This window comes from Pedobacter sp. GSP4, from assembly GCF_051857575.1.
In the GTDB taxonomy this organism is placed as follows: Bacteria; Bacteroidota; Bacteroidia; order Sphingobacteriales; family Sphingobacteriaceae; genus Pedobacter.
In genome coordinates this window covers 195,269-210,293 of record NZ_JBPZIR010000009.1, presented here as the reverse complement: position 1 = coordinate 210,293, position 15,025 = coordinate 195,269, and the positions used below count along the sequence as shown (strand labels likewise).

The following is a 15,025-nucleotide window of genomic DNA, read 5'->3' as shown; positions in this document are numbered from 1 at the left end:
GTTAAAATCGGGACAGGATGACGACCGCGTAAGGTAACTCCATTAAACTGTTTCAACAGCCTGTGCTGTTTTTGCAAAATCCTCCAGCAATTGCACCGCTTTATCATTGCCACCAGCTTCGATAAATGTTTCTTTTATTTTTTGTGCCGCGTTACGGTATTTCGGGTTTTCCAATAACTCAAAAACAGTGTTTCTCAAATCGCTGATGCGTAAACGTTTGTAGCGGATGCTCACCCCACAGCCTGCGTCTTCAATTAATTTAGCCGTATGGAAATGATCGTAGGCAATAGGTGTAATCAACATGGGTAAACCGTTGGTGAACGTATCGTTTACGGTATTAAAACCTCCGTGACAGATTACAGCATCCATGTGTGGCATCAGCTCCGACTGTGGTACAAAACCATTTACAATAAAGTTATCGGGCCATTTTTCAAAAATATCTGGGTTGGTTGCCGCCACAATGGTTACAGGTTCGTTTTCGAAAGCGGTAATCAGTTTGTGGAAAAATTCCTTACGGATATCAACCAACAATGTACCTAACGAGACAAATACTTTAGGTGTGGTGGCCTGGCTTAAACGTTCCCAATCGAATGGTGTTAAATTCGGCCTGCCTTTTACGGGGCCAACAAAATGCATGTGTGGGGGTTTTTCTTCAAAACCGGCAAAAGCCTGAGAGGTGAAAACCATGTTCAGCTCGTGCGAATGGATGTGGATATCATCACTGTAAATGCCTACTTCCCTTTGTAAACCTTTGATCAGGTTTTGTTGCCATTCGAATATTTTAGGTGCACTATTAGCAGTATCGCCCATCACATCTGGAGGAACAGGGGTAGTGGTAACCGATGGAATACCTTTTAAATGTGCACTTAATGCACCGGCAAAGGTAATGCAGTCGTTAATGATCACATCGGGTTTCCATGCATCTACAAAGTTGTTCAGTCCTTTCATCATCATTTTAGCAAAAGGCACATAAGTTTCTTCGAGGGCCAGTTTCATCACCTCCGGACCAGAACAGGCAGGTCCATCATCCTGACGTTTTAAAATGTGTTGTATTTCATCAGCATATTCCACCAGGTCTTCTTCGGGGTAAATAAATTCGCCCCCTTCGGGCAGATGCACCTGTGCAAGCGGAGTAATGCCAAGCCATTTTACTTCATGGCCGCGGGCCAGTAAACTTGCGCCAATACTTAAAGTTGGACTGATATGGCCAAAAAAGGGCGGGACAACGAAAAGGAATTTTGACATATTGTATAATTTAACTGATGAATACGTTTGAGGTTTTGTTGCTTAAAGCTTCCAGTAAATCGGCAGCACTTTCTGTTCCACCGGCCTGGATAAAGGATTGTTTGATCTGCTCTGCGGCAATTTTGTAGCTGTCGTTTTGCAGCACTTTGTTTACGGCTTCTTTAAGGTGACTGGCTTTAAAACGGTTAAAGTTTAAGCGTTCTCCGGCACCAACCCTGAAAACACGTCCGGCTACATGGCTTTGGTCGTAGGCAATCGGGATTACCACCATGGGTAGTCCGTTCATTAAAGTTTCGCAAACGGTATTGTGGCCGCCATGGCAAACCACGGCATCAAGGTGTGGTAAAAGTTCCAATTGCGGTACCTGGCGCTGCACGGTAAAATTAGCCGGCCACTCGTCAAATAAGGCAGGATCGGAAACCACCACGACATGCAGTTCTTCACTGGCAAACGCCTCGATTACCTTGGCAAAAAAAGCTTTTTTATGTTCGTGATCGAAGGTGGTACCAATGCTTACCAGTATTTTTGGCTGGGTAATGTTCTTAAATGCTTCCCAGTTAAAAGGAATAGCTGTTTTGCGGCGGTTAAAAACAGGACCCACAAATTTAAAATGTTCGGGTAGATCCATCTCGCCAAAGAAATCGCGCGAGGTAAACACTAATGTAGCCAAATCAGAGCAGGCAATAGAACCGCTTGCCGTAATGCCGAATTCTTTCTGCAGTTCCACAATCTGGTTTACTTCCCATTCGTGCACTTTTGGCAATTCGTCCATTACTTTTATCGCTGCCGGAGCCGTAACGGAAGTAACGTAAGGGTAGTTTTTGTTGGTTGCGGCAATGGCACCGGCAAACATCTGGTGATCGGTAATTACCAAATCTGGCTTAAACTGATCAAGCAGACCGGCAATACCTTCGTAACTGTGCCTGTTTAGCGGAATCAATACTTCTTCGTACAGAAATTTGATGCTATCGATGCCGTAAACAATCTTTTTGGTAATGATATCGAGGTATTTTTCTGAATCTTTTTTTTGCTGGTCGTTCTGGTCGTAGCTGATCACAAGCAACTCGCCTCCTTTAGGAAGTTTATCGTCCAGCGATTGATCTAAAGTAATCCACGCTACACGATGACCTCTTTCCAGTAAAGCTGCCCCCATACTCAAGGTTGGGTTGATGTGGCCGGTTAGGGGAGGAACTACAAAAACGAATTTTGCCATCTGTGTTTAATTTTATTTTTCCTGAAGAAGTTTAATAAGGTTTCTGCAATAACTAATGGTTGCTGGATCGGAATATTATGATCGCCCGGAACGGCAATTAAATCTGTATTTTCGATCAACCCATCAAGGTGTTTACCTGCGTTTAAACAATTTGAATCGGTGCCATATAATAACAGGGTAGATTTTTTTATGGTTCTGATTGCCGGGCTGCCGAAAAAGTCTTTTTCGAGTTCCATATCGGTTTTGATTGAGGTTTGATAAAAGAGGTACTCGTACATGCGGTGGTTACGTTCCATCTGCCTTTTACCCATTTTCACTTTGGTGGTATCGGTGAAATTTTCGACGTAATGCTCCAGAAACTCGCGGCTGTACTCGTCAATAATACCCCTTGTTTTATCATCGTTCGGATCGGGTGCCTCTATTACAGCCAGCTTGTTTATGCGCTCCGGAAAACGGATGGCCATTTTTAAAGCAATCAATCCGCCAAAACTATAACCGCCCAAATGCACTTGCTGCAGGTTTAATTCCTTCATAAGCGCAAGCAGGTCGTTGGTCATGCTTTCGAGATCATAACCGAGCAATGTTTTTTCGCTCATGCCATGGCTTTTCAGGTCGTAAAGTACCACATGGTATTTTGTGGCCAGCAGCGGTGCGATATTAAAATAATAGACAGAAAGGTTACTGAACATCCCGTGAACGAGCACGATGGTTTCAGCAGCCCCTTTGTTGAGCTCCTGAATGTGAACCGATTTGCCGTTTACCGTTATGACTGGCATTCTTCGATATAAGAAATGATCATACCCAGGTTTAAATTGATCAGCTGATCTAAATCCATTGATGATAACCAGCCTGTGAAATCGATTTGCTCACCAAAATGTGCCTTGATTTTTTCAGAAAAAGATACGATTTCGATGCTGTCCATTTCGAGGTCTTTGGTGAAAGAACTTTCGGGGGTGATATCCATTTCTTCAACAAATTCTTCGCCGATTACTTCGGTTATAAATTTTTTCATGAGGTCGAAAATTTCTTCGCTGCTCAGTTTCGTAGTTGCTATAGTGTCCATCCGATGATATAGTTTTTATGTTTGATTGTTTTAATTGTGATGTTATTGATGCGTAATTCTTCGCCATTTACCTCTGCTACGGTATAGGCTTTTGGGTTGCCTTTTAAGCCCTTACCCAGGTATTTTCCGTAAGCTTCCTTAGCTACCCAGAAACGGGTTGCCCATTCAATTTTATCGCGGTTTTGGAGCAGGGCCATTTCGTGATTGTTAAAAACGAGATCAAAAAAGCCTGCGCTGCGTTCTTCTATATGTTCGATATCGATTCCAACAGGTTCGTTAAAGCGGGCTATGCCAACGGCATCAGTGCCTTTATGCGCAATAGAAATGTTGATATTGTCGGTTAAACCGCCTTTAACATAAGGTTTTCGGTGTTCGTCTGAATAAATTTCGAAAGTAATAGGGTAGCAGGCCTGGTTTTTCTGCGTGTTCAGTAAATTCCTTACCGCATCTTTTGCAGCCACCCTGCTGATCATCCAGGTTCTTCTTTTATTGGGCAAAAGGTTGTTGTGGTGTTTCTTTTCCGTTTGGTTGAAATATCTTTTCAGGATGAAATCCCAGGACACCACACGTGTGTAGGCATTACCGAAAAGAAAAACACCTGGCGCAACCTCTTCCGATAAACGGTTGTGCAGTGGCGACATCGATACATTCCAAAGTGGTTCGTCGATTTCGAGTCTGCGGTTCTGCCAGCCTGAAATAATCAGCCAGGTTAGGCCATCCCTTTTCATCACGATATCGGCTGTGGCAAATTCATCATTGATTTCAGTAAGCACGCAGGTACATTCGAAGGTGCCTTTCTGATCAACCATATCGCCGAAAAATTCTATCTCCTGGATTTTAACCGGGAAAGCAATCCGGTCTTTTTCTAAAGTAAGTTGAAGCCATAAACCGAATAACTGGCCGGCATTATCCAGTAAAGAACCTTTTCCGCCTGCAGCTTCGATAATACCGGTAATTCCTTTATCACCAACTGCAACCAGTTTTTTGATGCCCTGATAATCCGGTCCGTGGAACATGTGCGCGTCGTAAATCTGCTCAGATGTACGGTCGATATCCAGTAACTTTCCGATATCGAAAGTGCGGTTTGGAGCAGGGCTTAACTGCGCTGCAAGCTGTACTTCTGCATTGGCAAAACGTTCGAGGTTGAGGTAAACCCTTTGTTCGTCTTTCCACTCGCCGGTTACGGTTTCCTGAAAAGGTTTAACCACATTCATCCATTGGAAAACGCGCATATTCATGATTTTTTGCACTTTTTCTCCAGGCGATTGGGCATTGGCTATTTCAGCAAACACCTCAAAAATCATGGTCATCGGAATCACCGGGTCCATATCTTCTACGGTTGGCCAACCTTTTGGCTGCCTCAACAACGAGTGATCGATGAGGTAAGGGCAGTTCTCCAAACTCACATCCAGCGTTTTACTAAAGGCTTGTCTAACTGGTTTTACCGGCGCAGCTGGTGCCCTGTTAACTGGCTGATCAACCTGCAACTCGGCATTTTCAAAAAGCCCGATCATTTCGCTTTGCATGTTGATCATTTCCATTACATTTTCGTTAAAAGCCTGTAAAACCGGATGTTTGGCTTCTACAAAAGTTTTGGGCTGCACAGGTTGATTTTGCTTAATGGTTAAACCTTTAAGCGTTTGCAGGTTATGGATAATCGGCGAACCGAGTTCGAGTTTAATGCCTTTGTTTTTTTGAGGTGGAGTTGACTTAATATTGCCCAGGTAATGAAGCCCGATTTCCTTTCCTTCAACAAAAAGTGCGGCCAAAACCCTTTGCAATTGTGTAATGCCCGAACGGATGGGCACGTTGGCGCTAATGGTGCTAAAATCTTTTCCTCTTAAAGTATCGTCGATAAAGCCTACCAAACCACCAGAACCTACCTGGATAAATACACGTGCACCCTCGGCATACAGTTTTTCGGTAAGCTCGCGGAAACGCACCGGTTTAATCAGGTGTTCTGCACTTAACTGGCGGATGGCCTCAAAACCCTCGGGATAAGTTTCGAGGGTTGTAGCCGACCAAAGTGGCGTTGTGGTTTTCCTGAACTGCATGTCCTGCATGCCTTCGAGGATCAATCCCAACTTATCGGCCACAAATGGTGAGTGGAAACCCGATTGAAAAGGCAGGATCTGATGAAAAATCTGTTTTGCTTTTAATATCGGTACTAGCTCATCGAGCGCATTTTTACTGCCACAGAGAATTACCTGTTGCGGACAGTTATCGTTCGATAGGTATAAATCAGCGATACTTTCTATAATGGGTTGAAGGGTAGCTAAACCTGCACCAACGGCAATAAAGCGCGAATCTTTGAGCTCAAAAGTTTCGGGGTTAAGTACATTCAATAAATTCATTACCGAACTTTCTTCGGCAAGTTCTGAAGATCTTGCTGCAAGCCATTCGCCAAGACTGTGGCCTGCGTTCATGTCTGATTTAACACCCAATTGTTTTAAGGCCTGGTCTAAAACGCTGCTTTTGTTCAGGATATTGAGCGCCTCGCTTAAAAGGCCATCCTGTTTGTTGTTTTCATCGATATTGATGTTGAAATAATCGGCTACCGATTTAATTTCGCCACTTGCAAGCCCATCTAAACCGGGGAAAACGAAGGCTATTTTGCCATCGTTAGCCAATAAAGGTGAATTGGTATACCAGATATCCTGTTTATTTCTCCAGGGAGTATTTTTAGCCACAATTTTTAGGGCTTTTTTAATCCTTTCTTCACTCGGATTAAACAGTACCAAACGGAAATTACCCTGCCCGATGCTGTAATCACCATTTTCGAGTGATTGAATCAAACCTTCATGACTAGGCCGAGCAAGCACCAAAACTTCGTCTTTTTTAGGACGATCGTAAGCGCTTAGTACCACGTGGGCATTGATTCCCCCGAAACCAAAGGCATTTACAGCAGCAAGTTTTGGTAAATCCGATTGGTTCCAGTCGGCAGCTTGTTGCACGGCTGAGAAGCGGGTTTCTGCTAGTTGGGCAAGCGGCTCATCACAATGTAAAGTAGGAGGGATGATGCCGTGATAAAGTGCTAAACTCGATTTAATCAGACCTGCAATTCCTGCTGCAGGCATGGCGTGACCAATGTTTGATTTAACCGAACCAATACCAGCTTTTGGCAGGTCTGTATCCTGACCAAAAAACTGTTTCAGGGTTTCTACCTCGGTTTTATCGCCAAGTGGTGTGCCCGTGCCGTGGGCTTCTAAATAACCAATATTTTTACTTTCCAATCCGGCATTTTTCCATGCTTCGGTAATGGCTTTTAGCTGGCCTTTAACCGAGGGACTCATTACACTGGTTCCGCTGCCATCGCTGCTAATGCCCACGCCTTTAATCACCGAATAAATTTTATCCTGGTCGCGGATGGCATCTTCGAGGCGTTTAAGCACCACAAAACCACAGCCTTCGCCAATAATCAGGCCATCGGCATGCTGATCGAAAGGTTTGATTTTTTCCTGTTTGGATAAAGCGCCCAGTTGTGAAAAAATACTCCAGAAAGCCGCATTCTGACCCAAATGTACACCTCCGGCAATAATCATATCGCAACGGCCGCTATTTAGTTCCTGCACACCGTGATCAACCGCAATGAGCGAACTGGCACAGGCTGCGTCTAATGTAAATGCCAAACCACCTAAATTAAGCCGGTTTGCCACTAACGAGGCCACTAAATTGGGGATCAGCCCCATTGCGGTATCGGCGCTGAAACGGCCTTTGCGCAATTGGAATTCGTGTTTTACTTTTTCAATTTCTGCCTCGCTCAATTGGGGCATCAGGTCTTTCAGTATGCTCGAAATCTGCTCGCCCGTGCGTACAATTTCGATGGCACGTGTTGCCCCGGGGCCAACGTAATTTCCTTTTCCGATAATGATCCCTGTTTTATCAAGGGAATATTTTTTTTCGAATACCGATGCATCTTCAAGTGCCTGGTGAACCAGATCGAGGGTTAACAGGTGATCTGGTTCGGTACCTTCAACCGCTAATGGTAAAATGCCGAAGCGCTGCGGATCGAACTGATGATCGGGGATAAAACCACCCCGGTTGCAGTAAAAACGATCAACGCCGCTTAAATTTTTGTCGAAATGTACCGGATCAATCCGATCGGCCGGAACCTGTTGTGTGGCATCTACCCGGTTGATGATATTCTCCCAAAAGGTCTGCATATCCTTCGCACCCGGAAAAATGCATGACATTCCAATAATTGCTACATCGCTCTTCTTCATCTTGTTCGCTTAGGGGATCTTTCTTAGTTCCATTAATATCTATTTGTACTAAAACTTTTAGGCTGCTTAATTAACGCGGTCGTCATGCTGAATTCATTTCAGCATCTTTCCTGCTAGATAGACCCTGATCCCGATGTTAAATCGGGACAGGGTGACGACCATGGGCTAAAAATATCAACATCGATCTTTCTATGTCCAGGTGTTTCCAGCCATGATCAATACCTGGCTTTCTTTACCATATTTTAGTTCGTTAAGGAAAGTTTCCATTCCATCCTGTAGTGGAATCAGTGCAATTCCCCTGCGCTGGTATTCTTTCTCCAAAGTTGGCGAAACCATACCTGCACCTTTCCAGGGGCCCCAGTTAATCGCCATTACCTTACCCTGTATTTTCTGTTTCAGGGCCCAGGCATATTTATCCATTACACTGTTTGCAGCTGCATAATCGGTTTGTCCACGGTTTCCATAAACAGAAGCAATGCTCGAGAAAAGGATTACAAACTGGGTTTCAGGTCGTAATTGCTCTGCAAGCACCCTTAATGGGGTTACTTTGGTATCGAAAACGCGACCAAATGATTCGGATGTTTTGCTGTGGAAGAGCTTATCTTCCAGTAAACCTGCACCGTGTACCACACCATCAATACGCCCGTGTTCTTCGTAAACCTGGTTAATGAGGCGGGTTAAAGCTTCTTCATCTTTAAGATCTAGCGATTCGTAAACCACGGTAGAACCGCCTTCTTCTAAAGTGGCAATGCAACGTAAAATCTGGTTGTTTTTATAAATCCTATTGGTTTCCTGTTCAATTTCTGCAGGTTTTTTAATTTCTCCCTGTTTAATCAGGTATTGCCTGATCTCATCTTTGGTTTTTAACGAAGCACTAGGCTCATTTGCAGAGGCAATCGGATTTGCCGAACGGCCCACCAGGATATATTTACAAGGATAATCTTTGGCAAAATGGATCGTTAGCTCGGCTGTGATACCTTGTGCGCCGCCCAGTACCAGTACCACCGCATCTTTATCCAAATGGATATGTGCATCGGTTTCGGTGCTTAGCTGGGTTGGGATCAGCTCCATAATGTGACGCTTATGGTCGTTGTAGATAATCTCTGAAGGTTTATCCGGGTTCAAAATTTCGTTCAGCGCCATGTTGGCAATTTCATCGGCCGACATTTTGGTTTCCAGACTAATGAAGCGGCATTTGGTATGCTCGTACTCCCGGTCCAGACTTTTAAAGAAACCCGAATAACCCTGGTAATTCCTTAAGAAAGAAATGTCAGATTGATCGTTAAAATAGCGCTTGGTATCAGCAATCAGGTACACCCATTTAACCGTGTCGAAATTGAGTTTTTTAATGGTTGCAAAATGATCCAGGATGCCCGATTTCTTTTGTGCTTCGAACATGTTCATGATGATGAGTCCCTGATAGCCATCCAAAGGATCTTCGAAATTGACTACATCGGCAATGGCACCATGTTTTTCTAAAAGCTTTTTGATTTTGACGGCTTGTCCGCCACCATCATCAGTTAAGGCAAAACGTTGTCCTTTTAAAATGGCGGCTTCGGTAACGGTTAAGGCCGCAGGAGTAAGCTCAAATCTCAAACGCGATAATTTTTCTTTAACGGTCTGATCGTCGATGCTCTCCTCAATAAGCTTTTTTGCTTCGATAAGCACCTCCGAGCTTTCAGCTTCTACATCTGCAATCCAATTTACCAGGCTGCTTAAGGTTTTAATCGCGGCCAGTTTTTCTGTTAAATCATCAGTCTGTTCGCTTGCACTGCCAAAATCAATTTTTTCTTTCAGGGAGGCAATAATTTCCATTCTTTTAATCGAATCGATACTCAAATCGGCTTCAAGGTCTAAATCCATGCCCAGCATTTCTTTAGGGTAACCGGTTTTTTCGCTTACCACATCTAAAATAATCGAGGTTAAGTCGTTTAAAGAAAGCTTAGCCGGTTCGGTTTGACTAACTGCATGGACAGTTTGTGGAGCGGCTGTTGCAGTGGTTTTGGATTGCGAATTTTCAGTAATCCAATTTACCAGACTGTTTAAGGTTTTTAGTCCGGCCAGTTGCTCCATTATTTTATCTTCAGGCAAATTAAGCTGGGCAAAACCACCCAGTTCGGCGCGAAGTGCACCGATAATTTCTACCCGTTTAATCGAATCGATACTTAAATCGGCTTCGAGGTCCATTTCCATACCGAGCATTTCCTGTGGGTAACCGGTTTTATCGCTCACAATTTGCAGCAACACCAGTTTCAGGTCTTTTTGCTCCGTAACCGGGGCAACCGGCTGGATAACAGGAGCAGGTTGTGCGATTTGTTGTGATACGGGAATGGCTTCTATATGGATGGGTTGAGGAGCCTGATAAGTATTTAAAGGCTGTTGGTAATGTGCTGGCAGGGCAGGTACCTGACCTAAAAAAGAAAGCATTACATCGCGTTGTGCCTGAATCATGGCTTTCATGCTTTGCAGGTATTCCTGCATCATCAGGTCTTTGGCAGAACCAAGAGCCTGTTGATTTTCTGTTGGGGTAATGGTGTTATTCATAAGCGTGATAGGTTTAGTAATAGGAGATGCACCGTAAGCCGGGAGCTTGCCGGTTGATGGAACAGCATGCTGGCCGTTTACCTGCCAGATGGCCGGGCTTTTTTTGTATAATGCAGGCTCATCGATTTTAATCAGTTTAGCCTCGCGGCCTTCAAAAAGTTTTTCGATCAATATTTCGCGACCTGTGGCCATATAGCCTGCCAGTGTGCCGAGCAGATGACTTAACTTGTTCTGTCCCTGATCTTCGGTATGTAAAATTACCTCATCCTGACCAATACAGGCTTTAGTGAGTCCACTTAACACTTTACCCGGGCCAACCTCAATAAAAATACGTGCACCTGCTGCATACATACCTTTTAATTCATCTACGAAAAGAACAGGCTGGATTAAATGATCGGTTAACCTTTCTTTAATGGCTGCAGCTTTGGTTGGATAAATTTTGGCTGTGGTGTTAGACCATACCGGAATTTTAAGATCGTTAAAGTTTACACCCGAAAGCACCTGTTGGTAAAGCACTTTCGATTTGCCAACCAATGGGCTATGGAATGCGCAGGCTACTTCGAGCGGACGGAAAGATATTTTAGCCGATTTTAAAACCGCTGCCAGTTGGGCAATGCCCTGAGTACTGCCTGCAATTACACATTGTGTTGGGGCATTAAAGTTTACGGCATAAACTCCCTCAATATCGTTTAGATATTGTGCAAGGTTTTCCTGTTTGGTACTTACGGCAAGCATGGTACCCGGATCGCCGTTTTCGACCGAATTTAAAATGGCTAAAGCTCTTTCGGCACTCAGGTGCACCAAAGCTTCTTCTTCGAAAGCACCGGCAAAACAAAGTGCAGGTAATTCGCCATAGCTGTGGCCGGCAACCATATCGGGTACAATATCCAGCGAGCGTAAAAAGTTGGCAATGGCCAGATCTACAATACCCAAAAGTGGTTGTGCCATGCGGGTATCTTTAATCTGTTCTTTTTGTGCTTTGGCATCAGCATCATTAAATACCGTATTAGGGAAAAGGACTTTTTCGTATTCCGGATAAGCTTTCAATAGTTTTCTCATCTCAGGGAAAACCACAAAAAGATCCCTTGCCATATTTACCCTTTGGCTGCCCTGACCAGGGAACATAAACGCCACTTTACCCTCCTGCTTCTTGGTGAGGTAAGTATCTTTGCTTTCTACGCCCGATAAAACAAGATCGATTTTCATCACCAGGTCTTCGGCATGGTTGGCCACAATACTCAGTTGAACCGGTTTTGCATCGGCAGTGGCTAAGCTAAAAGCAATATCTTTCAGCTCGATCTGATCGTTCAGTTCTAAAAGGTTTTTTACCGAAACGAGGCGATTTTTAGCTTCTTCGTAGGTGTCGCCCCTGAAAACAAAAAGTTCTGATGGCCACGATTTTAAGATCGGATTTTGATCTGCTGTATTTTTCGCACTTTCTAAAACGGCATGGAAATTTGTGCCGCCAAAACCAAAAGCGCTAACACCTGCGTAACGTTTTTCTTCCATCCATAAACCTGCTTCGGTATGGAAAGCGAAAGGACTGGTTTGTGCATTGTAAAAGCTATTGGGTGTTTTTAAGTTAATGGTTGGAGGTTTTATCCCATGGTAAACCGATAATGAGGCTTTGATTAAACCCGCAATACCAGCGGCACATTTGGTATGGCCAATCTGCGTTTTTACAGAGCCTAAATGCGTTTGTCCTGCTGTTGCACCCGATTGGTTGAGCATATCGGTTAGTGCGCTGATTTCAGTTTTATCGCCAACTACGGTACCTGTACCATGTGCTTCCACCAAACCGATTAAAGAAGGTGTAATTCCGGCCTGGCTGTAAGCTCTTTCGAGCGCATTTACCTGTCCGTTTTTACGTGGAGCGGTTAAACCCAGGCTTTTTCCATCGCTCGACCCGCCTACACCTTTAATAATGGAGTAGATGGTGTCGCCATCGCGTAAAGCGTCGTCATATCTTTTCAGTACAATCATGGCAACACCTTCGCCAAGGGCAATTCCATCTGCTTCGGCATCAAAAGTGGCACAGCGGCCTTTTTTAGAAAGGGCATGCGTGCTCGAAAACATCAGGTAATCGTTAATGCCATTGTGGAGGTCTGCTCCACCCGCCAAAACCATATCCGATTTTTCTAAAAATAACTCCTGGCAAGCGAGGTCTATTGCCGCAAGCGAAGATGCACAAGCTGCATCAACGGTATAGTTTCTACCGCCAAGGTTCAATCTGTTGGTAATCCTGCCGGAAATTACGTTGGCTAAAATGCCGGGAAAAGAATCTTCGGTGGTTTTAGGCAAAGCAGCATCAACTTCGGCAGGCATTTCGCCAAAAACCTGTTTGTAATAGCCCCTAAAGCTATAGCTGTTGGCCAGATCGTTTCCGCCTTCTGCACCAATAATAACCGAAACATTTTCGTTATCCATGCCTCCATCGGCATAACCTGCGTGTTGTAATGCCTGTTTGGCCACCAGTAAACTAAGGAGTTGTGTAGGCTCTATTGCCGCTAACGATTGCGGTGGAATACCAAATTCGAGCGGATCGAAATCGATGGTTGGGATAAAACCGCCCCATTTGGAGTGCGACATATCACCGGCCGTTGAATCGGGGTTATAATAAAGTGCTTTGTTCCATCTTTCATCGGGTACTTCGGTTACCGAATCTTTACCCAAGATGATGTTGCGCCAGTATTCTTCGAGGTTTTTAGCCCCAGGGAAAATACAGGCCATGCCCACAATGGCTACATCTAATGCCTGCGTCTTATTTTCGGGAGGAGCAGGAAGTGTTGCCTTTAAGATATGCTTATAGTTTTGATCGGCTACATCCTGGTGAAGATCCAGTAATGATACTATTTCTTTTTGCATCGGGGCCACCTGGCCTATCATATACATACCCAAATTAGTTTGCCCGGCCTGATCAATTTTAACCAGTTCGTTGCCGCGTCTTTCAATTCCTTTAGCAGCAATACGCAAACGTCCAACGTTTAGGGTTTCGAGTTTCGACCAGATTTCTTTTTTATCCAGTCCGGCGGCCTGCATTTTTTGCTTTTCTTCGTTGAAAAAAGTGGCGAAAGGAGAGTTTAAACACCGGGTTTCGTGTCCTGGAGCAGTTTCGAGCAATACGGTTTCGCCGGCATTCAGGGCTTCCTGTTGAAATTGATCCAAAATGGCGCCTGAGCTTACGGCTTCTTTGGTGTATAAATAGGCTGTACCCATCAAAACACCGATTTGCATTCCCTTAGCGGCCAATGGAGCAGCCATAACCGAGATGAAGGCGGTAGAAAAAGCATCGTGGATTCCACCTGCAAAGAAAACGCTGATGCTTTCCGGATTTTCTTCCTTTAGCAAACGTTCTATTTGTTTTTCCCACAATACCATACTGGATAAAGGCCCAACATGACCACCGCATTCGCGGCCTTCAAATACAAAACGTTTGGCTCCTTCTTTCAAAAACATATCGAGCAGCGAGGCTGAAGGCACATGTAAAAAAGTTTTGATGCCTGCCTTTTCGAAAGGTTTGGCCTGCGAAGGCCGGCCACCTGCAATTAGTAAAACAGGAGGCCTGGCATTTAAAATGTATTCCTGCTGTTCATCCCTGAGTTCCTGTGGAGCAAAACCTAAAATACCAACGCCCCAGGTTTTTTCGCCGGCCAGTTTTTTGGTTTCTTCGATCAGGTTTTTGGCCGATTCGCCTTTTAATAAGGATAGTGCGATGAAAGATAATGCACCAGCTTCCGAAACGGCATTTGCAAATGGTGCTACATCGCTCACCCGGGTCATAGGTCCCTGGGCAATAGGGTAGGTGATGTTTAAATCCTGGGCAAGCGAATTGTGCGGCTTGATCACATTGATGGCCTTTGCTTGTTTAATGTGTCCGTAAATGGCTTCCTGAAGGCCAAAAATCAGTTTGTTTAGCTTTTTATATTTGTTTACAATATCTGCTGATAGGGCAATGTCCTGTCCCATTGGGAGGTAATGCTTTTCTAAATCGTAACCTTTAAAGTAATGCTGTAAGGCAAGATAGCCAGTATCATCAGCCAATGCAGGTGAGTTTGGTCGCGCCAGCACGCGGCAGCCATCAATTAATTTGGTTTCGGTGCCACTTAATTTTCCGAAGATGTTTTTTAAAGCTGCAGGTGCCGAACATTCTGGAAACATGGCCAGTTGACTGTCGAGAATAATGCCGGCAGCTCCCTGTGCCATTAAGGATGCCGCTGTGTGGATGCCTACACCACCCTGAACCCAAACCGGAATGGTGATGGCTTTGATAATCCTTTGAAAAAGTATGAAAGAAGACTCATAAGCAACACGGCCAGCACCTTCATTTCCTTTTACAATAATGCCATAGGCGCCATTTTTTTCTGCTGCCAGTGCTGATTCAAGGTCGAAAACCTGATAAATGATTTTTGCTGTGGTTTTGGTTTTTAAGGTAAGATCAAAAGGTGTTATAACCAAACTTACTTCAATGGGGAGCTTAATGCTAGCCAAGTCAGCAGAGTTGATGCTTACCCCAAAATCGGAAATGCCAGTGGCGATAACCGAGGCGATTGCATCTTGAGCTTCGATTATGCTGTGTCCAAGACTTAGAGCCGGAAAGCAATCTGCTTTTTGTAAATTGGAAACCAATCTACTATCAGGGATTTCGAAGGGAGTTACTCCAATAATGGCGTATTTGTTCATGGCTTTAGTTTTAATCTTCTAATCTGTTTGGTGGATTTTTCTAAGCGAAACATAATG

Annotated in this window: 6 protein-coding genes; all 6 read right to left on the bottom strand. The window is 44.3% G+C overall.

From position 1 onward, the window contains the following. Positions 1-42 precede the first annotated feature (42 nt). The 6 genes from ACS5PU_RS20410 to ACS5PU_RS20385 all read right to left on the bottom strand — a co-directional run bounded on the left by ACS5PU_RS20410 (position 43) and on the right by ACS5PU_RS20385 (position 14,968). A complete protein-coding gene (locus ACS5PU_RS20410; RefSeq protein ID WP_439461015.1) occupies positions 43-1,245 on the bottom strand; it encodes a glycosyltransferase in 1,203 nt (400 codons plus the stop codon). Between the two features lie 10 nt (positions 1,246-1,255). Further along, a complete protein-coding gene (locus ACS5PU_RS20405) occupies positions 1,256-2,458 on the bottom strand; it encodes a glycosyltransferase (protein ID WP_439461014.1) in 1,203 nt (400 codons plus the stop codon). Beyond that, complete coding sequence (locus ACS5PU_RS20400) at positions 2,437-3,234, bottom strand: alpha/beta fold hydrolase (protein WP_439461013.1); 798 nt, start codon at positions 3,232-3,234, stop codon at positions 2,437-2,439. The genes ACS5PU_RS20405 and ACS5PU_RS20400 overlap by 22 nt, the downstream gene beginning before the upstream one ends. Then, the gene (locus tag ACS5PU_RS20395; protein ID WP_124560137.1) at positions 3,222-3,521 is read right to left on the bottom strand and encodes an acyl carrier protein; all 300 of its coding nucleotides are present in this window, start codon (positions 3,519-3,521) and stop codon (positions 3,222-3,224) included. Before ACS5PU_RS20395 ends, ACS5PU_RS20400 begins: the two co-directional genes overlap by 13 nt. Beyond that, on the bottom strand, positions 3,509-7,744 hold the full coding sequence (locus ACS5PU_RS20390; RefSeq protein ID WP_439461012.1) for a beta-ketoacyl synthase N-terminal-like domain-containing protein: 4,236 nt from the start codon (positions 7,742-7,744) through the stop codon (positions 3,509-3,511). The genes ACS5PU_RS20395 and ACS5PU_RS20390 overlap by 13 nt, the downstream gene beginning before the upstream one ends. Positions 7,745-7,933: 189 nt before the next feature. Further along, positions 7,934-14,968 (bottom strand): SDR family NAD(P)-dependent oxidoreductase, encoded by a 7,035-nt coding sequence (locus ACS5PU_RS20385; protein WP_439461011.1) that lies wholly within the window; start codon positions 14,966-14,968, stop codon positions 7,934-7,936. Between the last annotated feature and the right edge of the window lie 57 nt (positions 14,969-15,025).

Coding starts and splice junctions, on each gene's coding strand:
- ACS5PU_RS20405 (WP_439461014.1), bottom strand. CDS start 2,458: ATGGCAAAATTCGTTTTTGTAGTTCCTCCCCTAACCGGCCACATCAAC.
- ACS5PU_RS20410 (WP_439461015.1), bottom strand. CDS start 1,245: ATGTCAAAATTCCTTTTCGTTGTCCCGCCCTTTTTTGGCCATATCAGT.
- ACS5PU_RS20395 (WP_124560137.1), bottom strand. CDS start 3,521: ATGGACACTATAGCAACTACGAAACTGAGCAGCGAAGAAATTTTCGAC.
- ACS5PU_RS20385 (WP_439461011.1), bottom strand. CDS start 14,968: ATGAACAAATACGCCATTATTGGAGTAACTCCCTTCGAAATCCCTGAT.
- ACS5PU_RS20390 (WP_439461012.1), bottom strand. CDS start 7,744: ATGAAGAAGAGCGATGTAGCAATTATTGGAATGTCATGCATTTTTCCG.
- ACS5PU_RS20400 (WP_439461013.1), bottom strand. CDS start 3,234: ATGCCAGTCATAACGGTAAACGGCAAATCGGTTCACATTCAGGAGCTC.